This is a genomic window from Kitasatospora sp. NPDC048407 (assembly GCF_043200475.1).
Taxonomy (GTDB): domain Bacteria; phylum Actinomycetota; class Actinomycetes; order Streptomycetales; family Streptomycetaceae; genus Kitasatospora.
In genome coordinates this window covers 1-19898 of sequence record NZ_JBICXW010000041.1, presented here as the reverse complement: position 1 = coordinate 19898, position 19898 = coordinate 1, and the positions used below count along the sequence as shown (strand labels likewise).

Genomic DNA, 19898 nt, shown 5'->3' with positions numbered 1-19898 from the left:
CCGGGGCCGGGCCCCTTTTTCGATGCCGCGGTGCTGGTTGTTGGGGCGCACGGCGCCCGGGACGGACCCCGGGTGGGGAACGGCCGCTCAAAGCAATCCCCGGGCTCCCGGATCCGGCCCGGCGCCGTGCGCGAGGGCCGTCGACGAATCGACGACCGTCCGGGGCCCGCCGGAGCCCCGCTCTACAAAAGGTAAGACGTAACAGGGGGCGCAGAGTTACGCCAGGGGGGTGTGAGTTGCCTCTCTCCACTCTCCGTGTGCATCCGCGCACCCGGACGGCGGAGCGCATATCACACCGCACGGTGAGCGCGCGACGTCACCCACCCCGCAGACACCGCAACCCAGCGTGATAGGAATCGTGGCAATCCGGTACGGACCGCCTGCCATCCGCTGAGCGGTGAACGGTCAGGGAGGGAGTCCGCTATGGCCAGGAACGTTGTTGTCACCGGTGGAGGAACCGGCATCGGCCTCGAGGTGGCCCGGCGCTTCGCCGAGGCCGGCGAGCGGGTGGTGATCGTCGGCCGCCGTCCCGGCGTCCTCGACCACGCCGCCGCCGAACTCGGCCCCAACGTCACCCCGTTGGTGTGCGACCTCGCCGACCCGGACGCCGTGGAGGCCGCCCTGGCCGAACTGCCCGCCCGGATCGACGTGCTGGTCAACAACGCCGGCAGCCGGGAGACGGTGTTCGGCGCCGGCCCGCACGCCGTACTGGCCCGCTGGCGCGGCGACTTCGAACGCAACGTGCTCACCGCCGTGCTGCTCACCGAGTCCGTCCGCGACCGGCTCACCCCCGGCTCCGGCCGGGTCATCACCGTCTCCTCGATCGCCGCGCTGCGCGGCGCCGGCTCGTACGGGGCGGCGAAGGCCTCGCTGCACGCCTGGAACAACTTCCTGGCCGCCCAGCTCGGTCCGTCCGGGATCACCGCCAACATCGTGGCGCCCGGCACGGTGGCGGGCACCGAGTTCTTCGGGCCGCGCCTGGACGAGGCGGAGGTCGCCCGCCGCTCGGCGCGCACTCTGCTCGGCCGGATCGGCGAGTCCGGGGAGGTCGCCGCCGCCGTGTGCTTCCTCGCCTCCGAGGAGGCCGGGTTCATCACCGGCGAGATCCTGCACTGCAACGGCGGTGAACTGCTCGGCCGTTGACCGGGCGGCCGGTGCTCAGGCCGGTGCTCAGGCCGGCTGGAAGCGGCGCAGCCGCAGGCTGTTGGTGACCACGAAGACCGAGGAGAAGGCCATCGCGGCGCCCGCGATCATCGGGTTGAGCAGGCCGGTGGCGGCCAGCGGCAGGGCGGCGACGTTGTAGGCGAAGGCCCAGAACAGGTTGCCCTTGATGGTGGCGAGGGTCCGCCGCGAGAGCCGGATCGCGTCCGCCGCGGAGCGGAGGTCGCCGCGGACCAGGGTCAGGTCGGCGGCCTCGATGGCGGCGTCGGTGCCGGTGCCGATGGCCAGGCCCAGGTCGGCCTGGGCGAGGGCGGCCGCGTCGTTGACGCCGTCGCCGACCATGGCCACGGTGCGTCCTTCGGCCTGGAGGCGCCGGACGGTGGCGACCTTGTCCGCGGGCAGCACCTCGGCGATCACGTCCTCGGTGGGGATGCCGACCTCGGCCGCCACCGATTCGGCCACCAGCCTGTTGTCGCCGGTCAGCAGCACCGGACGCAGGCCCAGCGCCCGCAGTTCGGCGATCGCCTCGGCGCTGGTCGGCTTCACCGCGTCCGCGACCTCCAGCACGGCGCGCGCCGCGCCGTCCCAGGCGACGGTGACGGCGGTGCGGCCGGCCCGTTCGGCGGCGGCCCTGGCGTCGGCGAGGGCGGGCGGCAGGGGGGTGCCGGCGAGCAGCGCGGCGCGTCCGGCCAGCACCTGGTGGCCCTCGACGGTGCCCCGCACGCCCAGGCCGGGGACGTTCTCGAAGCTCTCGACCGGCTTCAGCTCGCCGAACTTCTCCTGCGCGGCGGCGGCGACGGCCTGGGCGATGGGGTGCTCGGAGGCGTGCTCCAGCGCGCCGGCCAGCCGCAGCGCCTCGTCCGCGGTGGTGCCCTCGGCGGTGTGGACGGCGGTGAGGGTCATGCGGCCGGTGGTGACGGTGCCGGTCTTGTCGAGGACGACGGTGTCGACCTTGCGGGTGTTCTCCAGGACCTCGGGGCCCTTGATCAGGATGCCGAGCTGGGCGCCGCGGCCGGTGCCGACCATCAGGGCGGTCGGGGTGGCCAGGCCGAGGGCGCAGGGGCAGGCGATGATCAGGACCGCGACGGCGGCGGTGAACGCCTCGGTGGGGCTGTCGGTGACCAGCAGCCACCCGACCAGGGTGGCGAGGGCGATCAGGATGACGGCGGGCACGAAGACGGCGGAGATCCGGTCGGCGAGGCGCTGGGCTGCGGCCTTTCCGTTCTGCGCGTCCTCGACGAGCTTGGCCATCCGGGCGAGCTGGGTGTCCGCGCCGACCCGGGTGGCCTCGACCACCAGCCGGCCGCCGGCGTTGACGGTCGCGCCGGTGACGAGGTCGCCGACGGCGACCTCGACGGGCACGGACTCGCCGGTCAGCATCGAGGCGTCCACGGCGGAGCTGCCCTCGACCACGGTGCCGTCGGTGGCGATCTTCTCGCCGGGACGGACCACGAACCGGTCGCCGACCGCGAGCCGGTCGATCGGGACGCGGGTCTCGCGGCCGCCGCGCAGCACCGTCACATCCTTGGCGCCGAGGTCGAGCAGGGCGTGCAGGGCGGCGCCGGCGCGGCGCTTGGAGCGGGCCTCCAGCCAGCGGCCGAGCAGGATCAGGGTGGTGACGGCGGCGGCGGTCTCCAGGTACAGGGTGGAGGAGGCGGCGGTGCGGTCGACGGTGAAGGCGAAGGAGTGCCGCATGCCGGGCATCCCGGCGTGCCCCCAGAACAGCGCCCACACCGACCAGCCGAAGGCCGCGAGGGTGCCGAGCGAGACCAGGGTGTCCATGGTGGCGGCGCCGTGCTTGGCGTTGGTCCAGGCGGCGCGGTGGAACGGCCATCCGCCGTAGACGACGACGGGGCCGGTGAGGGCGAAGGACAGCCACTGCCAGTTGTCGAACTGGAGCGCCGGGACCATCGAGAGCAGCACCACCGGGAGGCTGAGCACGGCGCTGATCAGCAGCCGTTCGCGCAGGGGGTCGGGCTCCGGCGCGGGAGCCTCCGGCTCGGGCTCGGGGGCCGGCGGGAGTTCGGCGGTGTAGCCGGTCTTCTCCACGGTGGCGATCAGGTCGGCGACGCTGGTGCCGGGGCCGAAGTCCACCCGGGCCTTCTCGGTCGCGAAGTTGACGCTGGCCTCGACGCCGTCGATCCGGTTCAGCTTCTTCTCGATCCGGGCGGCGCAGGACGCGCAGGTCATACCGCCGATCGCCAGTTCGACGCGCTCCCGGGGCCCGGCGGGGGCGGCGGGATCGGTGGTGGTGCTCATCGGCTCGTTCTTTCTCGGCGGCGGCGCGGGGGCGGGCTACGCGGCCCACCCCCGGCGGCGGGTCAGGCGGCCCGGCCGACCAGCTCGTAGCCGGCCTCGTCCACGGCGGCGGCGATCTGCTCGTCGCTGACCGGGGACTCGGCGGTCACGGTGACGGTGCCGGCCTTGGAGTCGGAGGAGACCGCGGTGACGCCCGCAAGGACGGAGACCTCGCCGTTGATGGCCTTCTCGCAGTGGCCGCAGCTCATGCCGCTGACGTTGTAGGTGACGGTGCTGGACATGGAAACCTCCGGGACGCTCGCGCTTGTACCGACAGGAACAGCATACCCCCCAGGGGTATTCCGTCCAGGGGTGACCGGCGTTTTCTCCGGCCGGAGCAACCAGCGGCCCGACCCCGAGCCTAGTCCGCGGCCGCCGCCCGTCCGTAACGCCGGGCGACCCGCCGCCACCCGTGGCGCCGAACGGCCCGACCGCCCGCCGAGGCCCGCCCGGTCGAGAAGGGCGGGGTGGACGGCGGTCCGATATGTTCGGAAATGTGCAACTTCGACGCCGGGAACGGACGCCGGCCACCGGGAGCGGCGATGTGCCGTCCTCCTGGCGTCGGGCCGCGTTGCTCGCAGACCTGCAGGACATCCCCCTGCTGCTCCGCTCCGCACCCGCGCTGATGGCCATCGGCCTGGTGACGATGGCCGACCTGCTGGCCGGGTCGAGCACCTACCTGGCGCCGTTGATGGTCGTCGTGCCGTCCGTCGCCGCGCTCACCCTCACACCGCGCGAGCTGCTCGGGATATGCCTGCTCGGCCTGCTGGCGATGCTGGCCCTCAACCGCTACTACGACCGGGTCACCGCCCCGTCCGACAGCCGGTTCCTGTTCGGCGCGGCGATCAGCTACATCGTGCTGAGCGCGTTCAGCGCCTGGGTCGCCGAACTGCGGATGCGACGAGCCCAGGCCTTCGCGGCCGTCAGTTCGGTCGCGGAGGCCGCCCAGCGGGCGCTGCTTCGCCAGCCCGACCCGGTCGTCGGGCCGCTGCGGCTGGCCGTGCACTACGTCTCCGCCGCGGACGCCGCCCGGATCGGCGGCGACCTGTACTCCGTGCTGGAAACCCCGCACGGCACCCGGGTGCTGGTCGGCGACGTCCGCGGCAAGGGGCTCGGCGCGGTGCAGACCGCCGCCGTGGTGCTCGGCGCGTTCCGCGAGGCCGCCTACGACGAGGAGCGGCTGCCGGACGTCGCCGCCCGGATCGAGGCCAGCATGCACCGGCACGTCGCCGACGGGGAGTTCACCACCGCGCTGTTCGCCGAGTTCCGCGCCGCCGGCCACGTCGACCTGGTGCACCTCGGCCACGTTCCGCCGATCCGGGTCGGTGCCGACGGCCGCGCCGAGGTGCTGGAGGCCGCCGACCCGTGGCTGCCGCTCGGCCTCGGCGACCTCGCCGCCGGCGCACCCCGCTCCATCACCGTCCCGTTCGGCCCGCAGGACGTCCTGGTGCTGTGCACCGACGGCGTGATCGAGGCCAAGGGCCGCCGCTCCGGAACGTTCTACCCGCTGGCCGAACGGGTCGGCCCGCTGGTCAAGGACGGCTGGCGGTCACTGACCGACCTGGACACCGCCGTCGCCCACCTCTACGGCGACCTGCTGGAACACACCGGCGGCGAACTCGGCGACGACGCGCTGCTGCTGCTGATCACCCGGCCCGGCGAGGCGCAGGCCGATCACTTGGCGTCGCCGTAGCAGTCGACCACGGCGGTGCTGAGCGGGAACCGGACCGGGGTGTCGCCGAACACCAGGGCCGACGCCTCGTCGGCCGCCGCCGCGACCTCGGCGGCCACCGCGTCCGCCAGGTCGGCCGGGGTGTGCACCACCACCTCGTCGTGCTGGAAGAACACCAGGTGCGGGCGGTCCGGGCCGGAACGCAGCGCGGCCAGCCGGCGGCGCAGCGCCGCCAGCAGGGCCAGCGCCCAGTCGGCGCCGGAGCCCTGGATGACGAAGTTGCGGGTGAAACGGCCCCGGGCGCGGGCCGAACGGCCGCCCGCCTCGCCGGACTCCGGGGCCTCGGTGAGGTCCAGCCAGTCCGCCGACGGCGGCGGGCAGACCCGGCCCAGCCGGGAGGAGACCACGCCGCCGTCCTCGCCGGTGCGGGCTGCGGCCTCCACGTAGCCCATCGCGTCCGGATAGCGGCGGCGCAGCGTGTTCAGCAGCGGGCCGATGCCGCCGCCCGTCTGGCCGTACATCGCGCCCAGCAGGCCCAGCTTGGCCTTCTCCCGGTCGCCCTGGAAGGCACTCGCGGCGAGCGCCGCGTACAGGTCGCCGCCGGCGGCGGTGCGGGCCAGGCCGCGGTCGCCGGACAGCGCGGCCAGCACCCGCGGCTCCAGCTGCGCGGCGTCCGCGACCACCAGCAGCCAGCCCGGGTCGGCGACCACGGCGCGGCGCAGGGTGCGCGGGATCTGCAGCGCGCCGCCGCCCCGGGACGCCCAGCGGCCGGTGACCACGCCGCCCACCACGTACTCGGGGCGGAACCGGCCGCCGCGCGCCCACGCCGCCTGCCAGGCCCAGCCGTGCGCGGCGTGCAGCCGCGACAGCTCCTTGTAGCGGACCATCAGGGCCGCCGCCGGGTGGTCGACCGCCTTCAGCTCCCAGGAGCGGGTGGACGACAACTGAATGCCGCGATCGGCGAACGCCTTGATCACCTGGGTGTGCGAGTCCAGGTTGAACGGCCTCGCGCCGAGCGCCTGCTGCACCTCCAGGGCGAGATCGGACAGCTTCGAGGGCAGCGTGCCCGGAATGGTCGGACGCGGGCCCAGCAGCTCGGTCAGCAGCGCGTCGTGCACGTCCGCGCGCCACGGCAGCCCGTCGTACGCCATCTCGCAGGCCAGCAGCGCCCCCGCCGACTCGGCCGCCACCAGCAGCCGGAACCGGGACCGGGCCGCCGGATCGGCGATCGCCGCGAGCCGCCGCAACTGCTCCGCGTGGACGGCCACCGTGGCCTCCAACGGATCGGTGCCGGGCGGCAGTTGCAGCCGGTCCGGGGCGAACAGGCCGTCCTCGTCGGGCAGCGCGCCCTCCGGCAGGTCGGCCGGCACCGGCAGCCCGCGCAGCCGCGCCCACGCCGCGCCCAGCGAACGCGGCGCACCGAACCGGCCCTCCCGGCCGAGCAGCAGCGCCTCCGTCAACCGCAGGTCGTGGCAGCGCGCCACCCGCTCCGGCAGCGCGGCCAGCAGCGGGCCGTACGCGGTGTCGGCGGTCGGCCACACCCAGCGCGGCGCGTGCTCGGCCTCCACCGCCGCGACCGCCTCGGCCAGCCGCGGCACCCGCTCGGCCGGGCCGAGCGGGGAACCGTCCTCGGCCAGCGGGCGCAGCCGCCCGCCCGGGCCGTGCGGGTCGGGCACCAGGGCGTATCGCACGGGGCGGCTCCTTCCGGGGGCGGGCAGGTTTCGTGCTGCGGCTTCGTGTTGCGGCTTCGTGCTGCGGCGGGGGACCTGTTGACGGTAGCCGGTACCGGTGACAGCCCACGTCAGCAGTGCTTGTGGGGATTCGGTGTTCCGCCCGGGCCCGGCGCCCCGTAGGGTCGGCGGACATGAGCGACAATCCCTTCTTCTCGCCCAGCACCCTGGTGTTCGAGCTTCCGCCCTTCGCCGAGATCCGGGAAGAGCACTACCGTCCGGCGTTCGAGCGGGGCATGGCCGACCAGCTCGCCGAGGTCGCCGCGATCGTCGCCGACCCGGAGCCGCCGACCTTCGACAACACCGTGGTGGCGCTGGAACGTTCCGGCGCGGTGCTGCGCCGGGTGAGCGTGGTGTTCGAGAACCAGGACTCCTCCGACACCACCCCCGGAGTCCAGGCCCTCGACGCCGAGATCAGCCCCCGGCTGGCCGCCCACTCCGACGCGATCCACCTCGACGCGGCGCTGTTCGCCCGCATCGACACCCTGCACCGCACCCGCCACGAACTCGGCCTGGACGCCGAGTCGCTGCGCCTGCTGGAGCGCCACCACACCGCCTTCGTCCGGGCCGGCGCCCGCCTCGACGAGGCCGGCCAGCAGCGGCTGCGCGAGATCAACACCCGGCTCGCGGCCGACGCCGCCGCGTTCCGCAAGAACACCCACGAGGCCTCGCTCGCCGGCGCCATCGTGGTGGACAGCGCCGACGCCCTCGACGGGCTGCCCGGCACCGCGATCGCCGCCGCCGCCGAGAACGCCCGCGCGCTCGGCCACGACGGCCACTGGGTGCTCAGCCTGAAGAACTTCTCCAACCAGCCCGAACTCGCCGAGCTCACCGACCGCGCCCTGCGCGAGCGCCTGCTCACCGCCTCGCTGCGCCGCGGCCTGGACACCAACGGCCCGCTGGCGGCCCGGATGGCCGCGCTGCGCGCCGAACGCGCCGCGCTGCTCGGCTACGACAGCCACGCCGCGTACGTCGTCGCCGACGAGACCGCCGGCACCGTTGAGGCGGTCGACGCGATGCTCGGCCGACTGGTCGGACCCGCCGTCGCCAACGCGGAGCGCGAGGCCGCCGAGCTGGCGGCCGCCGCGGCGGCCGACGGCGTCACCGAATTCGCCGCCCATGACTGGGCGTTCTACGCCGAGAAGGTGCGCGCCGAGCGCTACGACGTGGACACCGCCGCGCTGCGCCCGTACTTCGAGCTGGAGCGGGTGCTGCGGGACGGCGTGTTCTTCGCGGCCGGCCTGGCGTACGGGCTGAGCTTCACCGAGCGTCCGGATCTGACGGCCTACCACGCGGACGCCCGGGTGTTCGAGGTGACGGACGCGGACGGGTCCTCGCTGGGCCTGTTCATCGGCGACTTCTTCGCCCGCGAGTCCAAGCGCGGCGGCGCGTGGATGAACGAACTGGTCCCGCAGTCCCGGCTGCTCGGCCGCAAGCCGGTGGTGGTCAACAACCTCAACATCGCGCACCCGCCGGCCGGCGAGCCGGCGCTGCTCAGCTGGGACGAGGTGCGGACGCTGTTCCACGAGTTCGGGCACGCGCTGCACGGCCTGTTCTCGGACGTGCGGTACCCGCTGTTCGCGGGCACCGAAGTGCCGCGCGACTTCGTGGAGTTCCCGTCCCAGGTCAACGAGATGTGGATGGTCTGGCCCGAGGTGCTGGCCAACTACGCCCGGCACCACGTCACCGGCGAGCCGCTGCCCGCCGAGACGGTGGAGCGGATGCTGGCCGCCGAGAACTACGGGCAGGGCTTCCGCACCGTCGAGTACCTGGCGGCGGCGTTGCTCGACTGGGCCTGGCACTCGCTGCCGGCCGGCACGGTCGTCGAGGACGCGGAAACCTTCGAGGCCCGGGCCCTCGCCGAGGCGGGCGTCGGGATGGCGACGGTGCCGCCGCGGTACCGGACCGGCTACTTCAACCACGTGTTCTCGAACGGGTACAGCGCCGGGTACTACGCGTACATCTGGTCCGAGGTGCTGGACGCCGAGACGGTGGAGTGGTTCCGCGGCGGCGGGCGCGAAGTGCGGGAGAGCGGCGAGCTGTTCCGGGCTGAGCTGCTTTCGCGGGGCGGGAGCCGGGACGCGATGGAGTGCGTGCGGGCGGTGCTCAAGCGGGAGCCTTCGATCGAGCCGCTGCTGGTGCGGCGCGGGCTGAAATAGGGGCCGGGACCCGCGCCCCGACAGGGGCGCGGGGAACTGCGCGAGCAACCACGCACGAGCAGGACGGAGGGCACCCGAGCGCCCCGTGCCTACCGTCCGGCGAACACCGGGCCGTAGCCGGGCGCCGGTGCGCCGGTGGGGGTGAGGGCGCAGTAGCCGCCGTTGCCGCGGCACCAGTACCACATGGTCCAGGCGGCGGCGAAGCCGTTCATCGCGGTGACCTGGCGGCGGATCAGTTCGGCGTTGCCGGGGGTGGCGGCGCTGGGCGGGCCCCATTCGCCGACCAGGACGGGGAGGTGGTGGGTGCGGGGGTAGGTGGTGATGGCGTCGGTGTAGGCGTCGACGAAGCCGCCGGCCGGGTCCCAGTCCCGGCCGGCTTCGACGGCGGTGTCGTAGAAGTGCGGGGCGTAGCCGATCCGGTCGGCGCCGGGCCGGGGGTCGGTGAAGGCGGGGAGCCGGGTGGGGACGCCCTGGCCGACCAGGACGGTGGGTTCGACGAACAGCCAGGCGTCGCGGTCGACCTGACGGACCGCCGCGATCAGGCGGCGGTACATGGCGGGGAGCCGGCCCTGTTCGAGGGCGGCGGCGGAGGCGGCGAGGACGGCCGGGTCGGTGGGGTCGCCGTTCACCGGGCCGAACGGCTCGTTGAACAGGTCGTAGCCGAGCAGGGCGCGGTGGCCGCGCAGTTCGCGGGCGACGGTGGCGTAGAGGTCGGCCTGGGCGCGTTGCAGGTCGCGGTCGTCGTAGAGGTGGCGGAAGGCGGCCTGGACGGAGGGCTGGAAGTAGCCGGCGAACCAGTCGTTCGGGTCGGGGGTGAACGGCAGGCCGTCGTCGCGGGTGGCCCAGCTGGGTGCGCCGCCGTCGCCGCCGCCGAAGTACTGCCCGTAGACGTCCTGGTGGTAGTCGACGACGGCGTACAGGTGGTACTTCTCGGCCCAGTCCAGGATGCGGTGCAGGCGGGCGAGTTGGGCCTTGTCGTAGCGGCCGGGGGCGGGTTCGAGGCGGGCCCAGGAGACGGCGACGCGGATCAGTTGGAAGCCGTGCGAGGCGAGGTCGCGCAGGTCGGCCTCGGTGGTCTCGTCGTACTTGTCGAGGTTGAAGCCGCGCAGGTCGAGGACGCGTCCGTGCCGGTCGGTGAAGGCGGTGCGGCCGTCGGGGAGGGTGGTGGCGGAGACCTTGCGGGCGTCGAAGCGGTCGGTGTGGTCGGCGGGCGGGCCGGCCGAGACGGTGCCGAGGACGACGGCGGCGGTGAGCAGCAGGGCGGCGGCGGAGCGGCGGACGCGCACGGGGCACCTCGCGGCGGGGTGGGGAGGGGTGGGGTGCGCCGATCCTGCCGGAGCCGTCCCCGCCGCACAAGAGGTGAGACATGCTCATGTTCGATGGGTGGCCAGGCCTCCGGCGTGGCGAGCATCGGCGGCAGGTCGGCAGCCGATGCTGGTCAGGCCTCCGGCATGGCGAGCATCGGCGGCAGGTCGGCAGCCGCCGAGAGCCGGCCCCACAACAGGTCGGCGAGCGCCTGCACCATCCGGGCGCGCGGGCAGGGGCGGGTCTCCAGCCACCAGTCGCCGGCCGCCAGCACCATGCCGGTGATCGAGCGGCCCCAGGTCTCGGAGAGCAGCGGCCCGTCCTGCCCGAGGTCGATCTGCCGCTGGATGGCGCGGGTGATCTCCTCGGCGATCTGCCGCAGCGCGGGCGCCAGCGCGTTGCCCGCGCCGGTGGGATCGCCGGGCTCGGGGTGGGTGAGCAGCCGGTACACCTGCGGGCGGGCCTCGATCGCCGCCAGATAGATGTCCAGCACGTGCTCGACCCGGTCGCGGCGCTCCAGCGGCTCGTTCAGGGCGGCCCGGACGGCGGCCAGCAGTCCGGCCGTGTGACGTGCCGTCAGCGCGCCGATCAGGCCGTTCCGGTCGCCGAAGTGCCGGTACAGGATCGGCTTCGTGATGCCCGCCTCGGCGGCGATCGCGTTCATGCTGGCGCTCGGGCCTTCGCGCTGGACGACCCGGTCGGCGGCGTTGAGCAGTTGTTCGCGGCGGGGTTCGGTGGTCATGCGCTGCTCCTCGTGCGTGCAGGGCGGTCCGGGACGGGCGTTGACACCGGTTACCTATCGGTAGCAGACTCGCCACCATGTTACCGGAGGTAACAGCGCAGTGGCGCGGACGCTCCGGCCCGCATCCCCGTCCCATGGAGGCCGACCCATGACCACCTTCTCGCTCGACCCCGGGCCGGACCAGATCGCCGTCCGCGACTGGCTGCACGGCTTCGCCGCCGACGTCATCCGCCCGGCCGCCGCCGAGTGGGACGAACGCGAGGAGACCCCCTGGCCGATCATCCAGGAGGCCGCGAAGCTCGGCATCTACTCGCTCGACTTCTACGCCCAGCAGTTCTTCGACCCGTCCGGCGTCGGCATCCCGATCGCCATGGAAGAACTCTTCTGGGGCGACGCCGGCATCGCCCTGGCCATCACCGGCACCACCCTGGCCGCCGTCGCCGTGCTCGCCAACGGCACCGACGAGCAGATCGGCACCTGGGCGCCGCAGATGTTCGGCACCCCCGACGACGTCAAGGTCGCCGCGTTCTGCTCCTCCGAGCCCGACGCCGGCTCCGACGTCTCCGCGCTGCGCACCCGCGCCGTCTACGACCAGGCCAAGGACGAGTGGGTGATCAACGGCACCAAGACCTGGGCCACCAACGGCGGCATCGCCCACATCCACGTCGTGGTCGCCACCGTCGACCCCGAGCTCGGCTCGCGCGGCCAGGCGTCCTTCCTGATCCCGCCCGGCACCAAGGGCCTGAGCCAGGGCCAGAAGTTCAAGAAGCACGGCATCCGCGCCTCGCACACCGCCGAGGTCGTCCTCGACGACGTCCGGATCCCCGGCCACTGCCTGCTCGGCGGCAAGGAGAAGCTGGACGCCCGCCTCGCCCGGGCCCGCGAGGGCACCAGGGGCGGCGGCAAGAACGCCGCGATGGCCACCTTCGAGGCCTCCCGCCCCGCCGTCGGCGCCCAGGCCATCGGCATCGCCCGGGCCGCGTACGAGGTCGCCCTGGACTACGCCAAGACCCGGGTCCAGTTCGGCAAGCCGATCATCGAGAACCAGGGCGTCGCCTTTCAGCTCGCCGACATGAAGACCCGGATCGACGCGGCCCGGCTGCTGGTCTGGCGGGCCTCCTGGATGGCCGTCAACAACCGGCCGTTCACCAACGCCGAAGGCTCGATGTCCAAGCTGTACGCCGGCGAGACGGCCAAGTTCGTCACCGCGCAGGCCATGCAGATCCTCGGCGGCAACGGCTTCACCCGCGAGTACCCGGTCGAGCGGATGCACCGCGACAGCGCGATCTACACCGTCTTCGAGGGCACCAGCGAGATCCAGCGGCTGGTCATCGCCCGGGCCATCTCGGGCGCGCCCATCCGCTGACGCCTCCTCGGCGTCTTTTTAGCGGGGGCCGGCCGTTCAGAACGAGGGCTCGCGCCGCTCCAGGAACGCCGCCAGGCCCTCGCGGACGTCCGGTGCCGTGCGGGAGGCACGCTCCCACGGCTCCAGGGCGTCTGCGGCATCCGCTGCGGGGACGGCCAGGGCCGCCTTCACCGCGCCGATGGTCTGGGGTGAGCGGTGGGTCAGCAGGCGGGCGAACTCGCGTGCGCGGGAGTCGAGTTCCTCGGCCGGGACGACCTCGTCCAGCAGGCCGAAGCGCTCCGCGCGGGCGGCCGGGACGAGCGCGCCGGAGAACAGCAGGTACTTGGCCCGGGCCGGGCCGACCAGCGCGGCCAGCCGCAGGGTCGGCACCGCCGGGTACACCACGCCCAGCTTGGCCGGGGTGATGCCGAGCCGGGCGTCCTCGGCGGCGAAGCGCAGGTCGCAGGCGACCGCCAGCTGGCAGCCGCCGCCCACGCAGGCGCCCCGGATCACCGCCAGCGTCGGCCGCGGGAATGCTGCCAGCGCCTCCTCGGCCGCCACGTTCAACGCGTGATAGGCGTCCGCGGCGGCCGGATCGGCGTACACCCCGGCGAGTTCGGCGATGTCCGCACCGGCCGAGAAGGTGCCCTCGGCGCCGGTCAGCAGCAGCGCCCGCACGTCGGCGCGGGCGCCCAGCTCGGCCAGCAGGCCCGGCAGTGCCCGCCACATGGCGCCGGTCACCGCGTTGCGGCGCTTCGGCCGGTCCAGCAGCACCGTCGCCACCCGGTCCGCGCCCACCCAGCAGCGCAGGCCCGCCACGCCGGTCGGCAGCTCGGTGTCCCCGGGGCCCGGGCGGTCGAGCGGGTCGGTGCTCGTGGACATCACGGCCTCCGGAATAGCGGGAAGGGACGGTTCGTCAGCCTTCCACAGCGTGCCGGGCGCGGGCCATGTGATCAGGATCAAGCCGCCTCGCGGGCCGCCCGCCACTCCGGCGCCAGCATCGACCAGATCTCCAGGTCCAGGCGCTCGCCGTGGTGCTCGGTGTACTTGCGCATCGTCCCGTCCAGGGTCATGCCCAGGCGCTGGGCGGTCGCCCGGCTGCGCGGGTTCACCGTGGAGTTCCACCACTCGGCGCGGTACAGGCCGCGCTCCAGCAGCGCGTAGTCCAGCAGGTGCCGGACCGCCTCGGTGATCAGCCCGCGGCCGCGGCCGGCCGGCTCCGACCACACGCCGATCTCGCACACCCCGCCCTTGGCGTCGAAGTGGACGAACATCGTCCCGCCGACCAGGGTGCCGTCGAGCCAGATTCCGTAGATCCGGCCGGCGTCGGCGGCCTGCTTGTCGGCGTAGCGCTGCAGGGTCGCGCGGGCCGAGGCCAGGTCGGTGCTGATGGAGGCCCACGGGATGAACGGGTCGACGGTGGCCCGGGCGCGGTCCATGTGCGCCAGGAACTCCTCGGCCTGCCACGGCTCAAGCGGGCGGAGCTCGGCGTTCTCGGCGAGTGCGACGGTGTACATGGGCGGCCCCTCCGGCGTTCCGACATACATAACAAACGTTTGGTAGGTACCCTAGCGCGATGACACCACCCGCCCGCGGAGACCACGAAGCACGCCGCCGGGACGTCTCCGAGGCGGTCTGGCGAGTACTCGCCGCCCGCGGCTTCGGCGGACTCACCCTGCGCGCCGTGGCCGCCGAACTCGGCGCCTCCACCGGGCTGCTCACCCACTACTTCCCCAACAAGCGGGCGCTGGTCGCGCACGCGCTGGACGTCCTCGACCGGCAGAGCGCCGAACGCCACCGCCCCGCCACCGCCGAGGCCGCCACCGCCCGCGGCCTGGCCCTGCTGCGCGCCGCGCTGCTCGACATCCTGCCGCTGGACGGCGCGGGCGCCGCCGGCAACCGGATCTGGGTCGGCTCCTGGGACGCCGCGCTCACCGACCCCGAACTGACCGCCGAACACGCCGAGCGCTACCGCCGCAGCCGGCGGCGGATGACCGAGCTGTGCGCCGAGGCGCAGGAACTGGGCGAACTCCCCGCCGACCGGCCGGCCGCGGACCTGGCCGCGCTGGCCCAGTCCTTCGCGCTCGGACTGGTGGTGCAGGCGCTCTTCGCGCCCGCCGAATTCCCGCCGGAGCGCCAACGCGCGCTGCTGGACGGCTTCCTGGCCGGTCTGGCGACGGGGGAGCGGGCGGGCCCGGACGGGGCGTGACCCGGGGCCGACCGGGGAGCTCAACGGGGACCGGCCGAGGGCGGGTCGGCGACTGGCCGGGGGTGCGCCGGCGACCGGCCGGGTGCTGGCCGGGGGTGGGGCTGCTCGGCGGGTCGCCGGAGCCTTGTGTGCCCCCAGCAGGATTCGAACCTGCGACCTACCGCTTAGAAGGCGGGTGCTCTATCCGCTGAGCTATGGGGGCCGGGTGTGACGTCGGCCCGCTTGCCGGGCCTGGGCGCCGGGACGGGATGTTCCGGGACAGGATACGGGTGTTCAGTTCCGCCACCTGGACTTCGAAGACCCGACAGGGGTGTGTCGGCCTCCACGGGGCGGTCCGATAATCGCAGGTAGTGCCCTGATGCGCAGCGTTCTGCGGCGTCCTGGAGCCGGACGTTGTGCAGTCGTTACGGGGCTGTCGCCCCACCCGTTATGCATTCGGCGTGGCAATCCCCCGAACCGGCCCGCGGGTGGGGGCATGTTTAGGGGTTCGTTCAGGTGGATGACATGGACGGGGCGAGTTGACGCCCGCCCGTTCGGGGTTTCGGTGGTGGCGCGCAGGTGTCCTGCGGGTGTGCGGAGAGCCTTGTCGTGAACACGATCCCCGGTGCGTCACTTCAAGTGATCGATTCTGAACAGGAAATCACCGGTATTTCACTCTTGCGAGTTATCCCGGTTTTCCACAGGGCCGAGTTTTCCACAGGGGAAGCGAAGTTTCCGGTCCGAATTCGTCGGTGGGAGGAGGATCTGTCCGCGGCGGAAATACCGTCGGCGAAAAGCGGTTCGGCCGGTCCGGCGGCCGGAGAACGGAGGCAGGGGAATGGACGGCGCGCTGGTGACGATGGTCGGCAATGCGGCCTCGAATGTGACGTACCGGGAGACGGCCGGCGGGGTGGCCGTCGCCAGCTTCCGATTGGCCGCCACCGAGCGGCGCTACGACCGGGAGCGCGGTGATTGGGCGGACGGCGAGACCACCTGGCTGACGGTGGTGGCCTGGCGGCGGCTCGCGGTCAACGTGGTCAGTTCGGTCAACAAGGGAGACCCACTGGTGGTGAGCGGGCGGCTGCGGGTGCGCGAATGGGGAGAGGAGGGCAGTCGGCGTACGGAGGTGGAGATCGACGCCCGGGCGGTGGGGCACGATCTCGCCCGCGGCACCTCGGTCTTCAAGCGGGGGCTGGAGGCCCGGGCGGTGGAGGTCAAGGCGGCTGCGGTGCAGGGCAGTTCGGCGGCCGAGTGGCCGAGCGGCCCGGCGAGGGGCGGGTCGCGGGAGGTGCGGCTGGTGGAGGAGGCAGTGCCGGAGTGGATCGTCAGGGCGGTGGCGGCCCGCCGGGAGGCCGATGCGGCGGCGGGCGCGGCCGGCGGCGGTGCGGGCGGCCCGGCGGGTGTTGCGGCGGGTGGCGTCGCGGGGCCCGCGGGGCCGGGGGGTTCGGATGTGACGGAGGAGGTTCTGAACTGACGGATTCTGGGCACCTGAGGCACCGATCGGTGCAATCCTGATTGCCGCGGCGGCGGCTCGTGACTTTATGTCGACTCATCAACTCCCGCTGACAGTCCGCTCCTTGATAACGAAACAGCTACGATATCGTCCTGATTTGCTACGGGCGCCGAGTGCTCGGGCGGCGTCAATAGGATGCGTCTGGTCCACACACGTGCAGCGGCGCCACAGGGGGTTGCCGCTTTGCAGGGGGCGGGTTGCCAACGGCACGTCGCCGCCCGGAGGGATCGCACATGTTCCACAAGCAGGGGCGGGCTGTCTCCCGCATCGTTGCTGTCATGCTCGCGTCCGGTCTCGTCGTCGGGTCGGGGCTGCTCGCCACCGGTACCGCCGCCGCGGCCGACGGCCACTCGGGAGTGACCGGGAAGCTGCAGGGCGGCGTCCGCTACGGCGAGAAGATCGAACACGAAGTGAGCCCGGGCCACTGGCTGGCCATCCCCGCAGGGCAGTTCACGCTCGGTGTGGTCGGCACCGAGAGCACCTTGGACGTCTACTGCATCGACCTGCTCAACGACACGCTCAAGAACGCCACGTACCACGAGACGGACTGGGCCTCCACCTCGCTCTCCCAGCCGGAGAAGGTCAAGGCCAAGGCCGGCCCGAAGATCCAGTGGATACTCGAGCACTCCTTCCCGAACATCGACGAGGCCGCGCTCTCCAAGGCCTCCGGGATCGACGGCCTGACCAAGGACGATGCCGGTGCGGCCACCCAGGTGGCGATCTGGCACTTCTCCGACCCGAACGTCGCGGTCAGGCAGAGCAGCGACTTCCCGAAGGCCAAGCAGCTCACCGCCTGGCTGATCGCCCAGGCCGACGCCAAGGGCGGCGCCGAGGAGCCCAAGCCCTCGCTGGCCCTCAACCCGGGCTCGGTGGCCGGCAAGAGCGGTGAGACGCTCGGCCCGATCACCGTCACCACCGGCGGCGGCGCCGCCGACGTCGCCGTCGCCCTCGACAAGAAGGGCACCGACGCGGGGGTCACCCTGGTCGACAAGAACGGTGCCGCGGTGAAGACCGCCAAGAACGGCGACCAGCTGTTCGCGAAGGTCCCGGCCGGTGCGGACGCCGGCACCGCCACCATCAACGCGGACGCCTCCGCCACCATCAAGCTCGGCCGGGCGTTCGTCGGCGACGACAACGGCAAGCACAGCCAGACGCTGATCCTGGCCGGCAGCAACAAGGTCAAGGTCAACGCGCTCGCCACCCTCGCCTGGGCGCCCACCGGCCCGATCCCGGCCGCCACCGCCAAGGTCGACTGCACGCAGGGCGCGCTGGTCCTCACCGTCTCCAACAAGGGCGACCAGGACTGGAAGTTCACCGTCGGCGGCAAGGACGTCACCGTGAAGCCCGGCGCCACCCAGGACGTCGTCCTGCCGGTCGCCGAGGACACCGCCTACAACTTCACCGTCACCGGCCCGGGCGGCTTCTCGCAGACCTTCAGCGGCGTGCTGAACTGCAAGACCGACAGCGTCAGCCTGCCGCCGACCACCCCGCCGGCCACCCCGAAGCCCAGCTCGTCCGCTCCTGAGCTGGCCACCACCGGTGGCGGCATGGGCACCGGCATCACCGCCGCGATCGCCGGTGCGCTGGTCGTCGCCGGTGCCGCCGCGGTCTACGCCCTGCGTCGCCGCGGCCGCCACAGCCGCGCCTGACCCGCACGCTGACCCTCCCCGGCCGCCCGCCGGGGAGGGGCGGCCCCGCCCCCGCAACACTGGGGGCGGGGCCGTTCGCGTCCCGGGCCGCCCGCGGCCACGGCCCGGCCGGTCGCCGTCGCCGCACACCCTCGAGCGCGTTCGGGGCGGCACCGGCCTTACGGCACAATGGAACGCTGCAAGCCGATTAACTCGACGACGACGCCGGAGCGATCTCACGTGGCGGAATACATCTACACCATGCGCAAGGTGCGCAAGGCACACGGCGACAAGGTCATCCTTGACGACGTGACGCTCAGCTTCCTCCCCGGGGCGAAGATCGGCGTCGTCGGCCCCAACGGCGCCGGCAAGTCCACCGTGCTGCGGATGATGGCCGGCCTGGACCAGCCCTCCAACGGCGACGCCTTCCTCTCGCCGGGCTTCACCGTCGGCATGCTCCAGCAGGAGCCGCCGCTGGACGAGACGAAGACCGTGCTGGAGAACGTCCAGGACGGCGTCAAGGAGACCAAGGGCAAGCTCGACCGGTTCAACGAGATCGCCGAGCTGATGGCGACCGACTACTCGGACGCGCTGCTCGACGAGATGGGCAAGCTCCAGGAGGACCTGGACCACGCCAACGCCTGGGACCTGGACGCCCAGCTGGAGCAGGCCATGGACGCGCTGGGCTGCCCGCCCGGCGAGTGGCCGGTCACCAAGCTGTCCGGTGGCGAGAAGCGCCGCGTGGCGCTGTGCAAGCTGCTGCTGGAGCAGCCCGACCTGCTGCTGCTCGACGAGCCCACCAACCACCTGGACGCCGAGTCGGTGAACTGGCTGGAGCAGCACCTCGAGAAGTACCCCGGCACCGTCGTCGCCGTCACCCACGACCGGTACTTCCTGGACAACGTCGCCGAGTGGATCCTCGAGCTCGACCGCGGCCGCGCGTACCCGTACGAGGGCAACTACTCCACCTACCTGGAGACCAAGCAGACCCGTCTCAAGGTCGAGGGCCAGAAGGACGCCAAGCGCGCCAAGCGGCTCAAGGAAGAGCTGGAGTGGGTCCGCTCCAACGCCAAGGGCCGCCAGGCCAAGTCCAAGGCCCGCCTCGCCCGTTACGAGGAGATGGCGGCCGAGGCCGACAAGATGCGGAAGCTGGACTTCGAGGAGATCCAGATCCCGCCGGGCCCGCGTCTGGGCAGCGTCGTCATCGAGGTCGACCACCTCAACAAGGCCTTCGGCGAGAAGGTGCTGATCGACGACCTGAGCTTCACGCTGCCGCGCAACGGCATCGTCGGCATCATCGGCCCGAACGGCGCCGGCAAGACCACCCTGTTCAAGATGCTCCAGGACCTGGAGACCCCGGACAGCGGCACCGTCAAGGTCGGCGAGACCGTCAAGATCAGCTACGTCGACCAGACCCGCTCCAACATCGACCCGAAGAAGACCCTGTGGGAGGTCGTCTCCGACGGCCTCGACTGGATCAACGTCGGCCAGGTCGAGATGCCGTCCCGCGCCTACGTCTCCGCGTTCGGCTTCAAGGGCCCGGACCAGCAGAAGCCGGCCGGCGTGCTGTCCGGTGGTGAGCGCAACCGCCTCAACCTGGCGCTCACCCTCAAGCAGGGCGGCAACCTGCTGCTCCTCGACGAGCCGACCAACGACCTCGACGTCGAGACGCTGTCCTCGCTGGAGAACGCGCTGCTGGAGTTCCCCGGCTGCGCCGTGGTCATCTCCCACGACCGCTGGTTCCTGGACCGAGTGGCCACCCACATCCTCGCCTACGAGGGCGACAGCAAGTGGTTCTGGTTCGAGGGCAACTTCGAGTCCTACGAGAAGAACAAGATCGAGCGCCTGGGCGCCGATGCGGCCCGCCCGCACCGCGCGACCTACAAGAAGCTCACCCGCGGCTGATCCGCGGACGCACCGGCGGGGGGGGGGGGGGGGGGGGCCCCGCGCCGGCGCGGCGGGGGGGGGGGGCGCGGGGGCGGGGGGGGGGGGGCCCCCCCCGGGGGGGGGGGGGGGGGGGGCCCCCCCGGGGGCCCCCGGGGGGGGGGGGGGGGGGGGGGGGGGTGCGCCGATCCTGCCGGAGCCGTCCCCGCCGCACAAGAGGTGAGACATGCTCATGTTCGATGGGTGGCCAGGCCTCCGGCGTGGCGAGCATCG

15 protein-coding genes and 1 tRNA gene are annotated in these 19898 nt (G+C 73.1%); 8 read left to right on the top strand and 8 right to left on the bottom strand.

Going from position 1 to position 19898, the window contains the following annotated elements; translation table 11 throughout:
* The first annotated feature begins 423 nt into the window (after positions 1 to 423).
* A complete protein-coding gene (locus tag ACGFWJ_RS35820) occupies positions 424 to 1143 on the top strand; it encodes an SDR family NAD(P)-dependent oxidoreductase (RefSeq protein WP_392956911.1) in 720 nt (239 codons plus the stop codon).
* A 27-nt stretch (positions 1144 to 1170) separates the two neighbouring features.
* On the opposite strand, the gene ACGFWJ_RS35815 is transcribed toward ACGFWJ_RS35820, so the two are convergent.
* Entirely contained in the window at positions 1171 to 3420 is a 2250-nt protein-coding gene (locus tag ACGFWJ_RS35815; protein ID WP_392956909.1) for a heavy metal translocating P-type ATPase, read from the bottom strand.
* 62 nt (positions 3421 to 3482) lie between these two features.
* Complete coding sequence (locus ACGFWJ_RS35810; protein ID WP_392956907.1) at positions 3483 to 3701, bottom strand: heavy-metal-associated domain-containing protein; 219 nt, start codon at positions 3699 to 3701, stop codon at positions 3483 to 3485.
* Between the two features lie 254 nt (positions 3702 to 3955).
* On the opposite strand from ACGFWJ_RS35810, the gene ACGFWJ_RS35805 reads away from it, so the two are divergent.
* On the top strand, positions 3956 to 5152 hold the full coding sequence (locus ACGFWJ_RS35805; RefSeq protein WP_392956905.1) for a PP2C family protein-serine/threonine phosphatase: 1197 nt from the start codon (positions 3956 to 3958) through the stop codon (positions 5150 to 5152).
* On the opposite strand, the gene ACGFWJ_RS35800 is transcribed toward ACGFWJ_RS35805, so the two are convergent.
* On the bottom strand, positions 5134 to 6822 hold the full coding sequence (locus tag ACGFWJ_RS35800) for a bifunctional 3'-5' exonuclease/DNA polymerase (RefSeq protein ID WP_387646630.1): 1689 nt from the start codon (positions 6820 to 6822) through the stop codon (positions 5134 to 5136). The two genes, ACGFWJ_RS35805 and ACGFWJ_RS35800, sit on opposite strands and share 19 nt — an antisense overlap.
* A gap of 173 nt (positions 6823 to 6995) precedes the next feature.
* Here ACGFWJ_RS35800 and ACGFWJ_RS35795 point away from each other — a divergent pair, with 173 nt between their 5' ends.
* On the top strand, positions 6996 to 9020 hold the full coding sequence (locus tag ACGFWJ_RS35795) for a M3 family metallopeptidase (protein ID WP_392956904.1): 2025 nt from the start codon (positions 6996 to 6998) through the stop codon (positions 9018 to 9020).
* Between the two features lie 89 nt (positions 9021 to 9109).
* On the opposite strand, the gene ACGFWJ_RS35790 is transcribed toward ACGFWJ_RS35795, so the two are convergent.
* Entirely contained in the window at positions 9110 to 10306 is a 1197-nt protein-coding gene (locus ACGFWJ_RS35790; RefSeq protein ID WP_392956903.1) for a glycoside hydrolase family 5 protein, read from the bottom strand.
* Positions 10307 to 10458: 152 nt separating this feature from the next.
* Positions 10459 to 11067 carry a TetR family transcriptional regulator gene (locus ACGFWJ_RS35785; RefSeq protein ID WP_392956901.1) on the bottom strand — a complete coding sequence of 203 codons (609 nt, stop codon included), beginning with the start codon at positions 11065 to 11067 and terminating at the stop codon, positions 10459 to 10461.
* A 148-nt stretch (positions 11068 to 11215) separates the two neighbouring features.
* On the opposite strand from ACGFWJ_RS35785, the gene ACGFWJ_RS35780 reads away from it, so the two are divergent.
* Complete coding sequence (locus ACGFWJ_RS35780) at positions 11216 to 12433, top strand: acyl-CoA dehydrogenase family protein (RefSeq protein WP_387646619.1); 1218 nt, start codon at positions 11216 to 11218, stop codon at positions 12431 to 12433.
* Positions 12434 to 12469: 36 nt separating this feature from the next.
* Here the strand turns inward: ACGFWJ_RS35780 and ACGFWJ_RS35775 are convergent, their stop codons facing one another.
* Both ACGFWJ_RS35775 and ACGFWJ_RS35770 read right to left on the bottom strand, forming a co-directional pair.
* The gene (locus ACGFWJ_RS35775; RefSeq protein ID WP_392956899.1) at positions 12470 to 13294 is read right to left on the bottom strand and encodes an enoyl-CoA hydratase/isomerase family protein; all 825 of its coding nucleotides are present in this window, start codon (positions 13292 to 13294) and stop codon (positions 12470 to 12472) included.
* A gap of 77 nt (positions 13295 to 13371) precedes the next feature.
* Complete coding sequence (locus ACGFWJ_RS35770; RefSeq protein WP_392956898.1) at positions 13372 to 13929, bottom strand: GNAT family N-acetyltransferase; 558 nt, start codon at positions 13927 to 13929, stop codon at positions 13372 to 13374.
* A 59-nt stretch (positions 13930 to 13988) separates the two neighbouring features.
* On the opposite strand from ACGFWJ_RS35770, the gene ACGFWJ_RS35765 reads away from it, so the two are divergent.
* Positions 13989 to 14621 carry a TetR/AcrR family transcriptional regulator gene (locus ACGFWJ_RS35765; protein ID WP_392956897.1) on the top strand — a complete coding sequence of 211 codons (633 nt, stop codon included), beginning with the start codon at positions 13989 to 13991 and terminating at the stop codon, positions 14619 to 14621.
* A gap of 129 nt (positions 14622 to 14750) precedes the next feature.
* Here the strand turns inward: ACGFWJ_RS35765 and ACGFWJ_RS35760 are convergent.
* A tRNA-Arg gene (locus ACGFWJ_RS35760) sits at positions 14751 to 14823 on the bottom strand.
* Positions 14824 to 15438: 615 nt separating this feature from the next.
* Here ACGFWJ_RS35760 and ACGFWJ_RS35755 point away from each other — a divergent pair.
* The 3 genes from ACGFWJ_RS35755 to ettA all read left to right on the top strand — a co-directional run bounded on the left by ACGFWJ_RS35755 (position 15439) and on the right by ettA (position 19646).
* Positions 15439 to 16074, top strand: a complete 636-nt coding sequence (locus ACGFWJ_RS35755; protein WP_392956895.1) for a single-stranded DNA-binding protein — start codon at positions 15439 to 15441, stop codon at positions 16072 to 16074.
* A 272-nt stretch (positions 16075 to 16346) separates the two neighbouring features.
* Positions 16347 to 17762: a Cys-Gln thioester bond-forming surface protein gene (locus ACGFWJ_RS35750; RefSeq protein ID WP_392956894.1), complete on the top strand. Its 1416-nt coding sequence runs from the start codon at positions 16347 to 16349 to the stop codon at positions 17760 to 17762.
* Between the two features lie 219 nt (positions 17763 to 17981).
* Positions 17982 to 19646: an energy-dependent translational throttle protein EttA gene (ettA, locus tag ACGFWJ_RS35745; protein ID WP_387646603.1), complete on the top strand. Its 1665-nt coding sequence runs from the start codon at positions 17982 to 17984 to the stop codon at positions 19644 to 19646.
* The last annotated feature ends 252 nt before the right edge of the window (positions 19647 to 19898 follow it).

Bases quoted from the DNA above. Each gene is read 5' to 3' on its own strand.
- ACGFWJ_RS35780 (WP_387646619.1), top strand. From the start codon at position 11,216: ATGACCACCTTCTCGCTCGACCCCGGGCCGGACCAGATCGCCGTCCGC.
- ACGFWJ_RS35765 (WP_392956897.1), top strand. From the start codon at position 13,989: ATGACACCACCCGCCCGCGGAGACCACGAAGCACGCCGCCGGGACGTC.
- ACGFWJ_RS35785 (WP_392956901.1), bottom strand. From the start codon at position 11,067: ATGACCACCGAACCCCGCCGCGAACAACTGCTCAACGCCGCCGACCGG.
- ACGFWJ_RS35815 (WP_392956909.1), bottom strand. From the start codon at position 3,420: ATGAGCACCACCACCGATCCCGCCGCCCCCGCCGGGCCCCGGGAGCGC.
- ACGFWJ_RS35820 (WP_392956911.1), top strand. From the start codon at position 424: ATGGCCAGGAACGTTGTTGTCACCGGTGGAGGAACCGGCATCGGCCTC.
- ACGFWJ_RS35795 (WP_392956904.1), top strand. From the start codon at position 6,996: ATGAGCGACAATCCCTTCTTCTCGCCCAGCACCCTGGTGTTCGAGCTT.
- ACGFWJ_RS35770 (WP_392956898.1), bottom strand. From the start codon at position 13,929: ATGTACACCGTCGCACTCGCCGAGAACGCCGAGCTCCGCCCGCTTGAG.
- ACGFWJ_RS35810 (WP_392956907.1), bottom strand. From the start codon at position 3,701: ATGTCCAGCACCGTCACCTACAACGTCAGCGGCATGAGCTGCGGCCAC.
- ACGFWJ_RS35750 (WP_392956894.1), top strand. From the start codon at position 16,347: ATGTTCCACAAGCAGGGGCGGGCTGTCTCCCGCATCGTTGCTGTCATG.
- ACGFWJ_RS35775 (WP_392956899.1), bottom strand. From the start codon at position 13,294: ATGTCCACGAGCACCGACCCGCTCGACCGCCCGGGCCCCGGGGACACC.
- ACGFWJ_RS35755 (WP_392956895.1), top strand. From the start codon at position 15,439: ATGGACGGCGCGCTGGTGACGATGGTCGGCAATGCGGCCTCGAATGTG.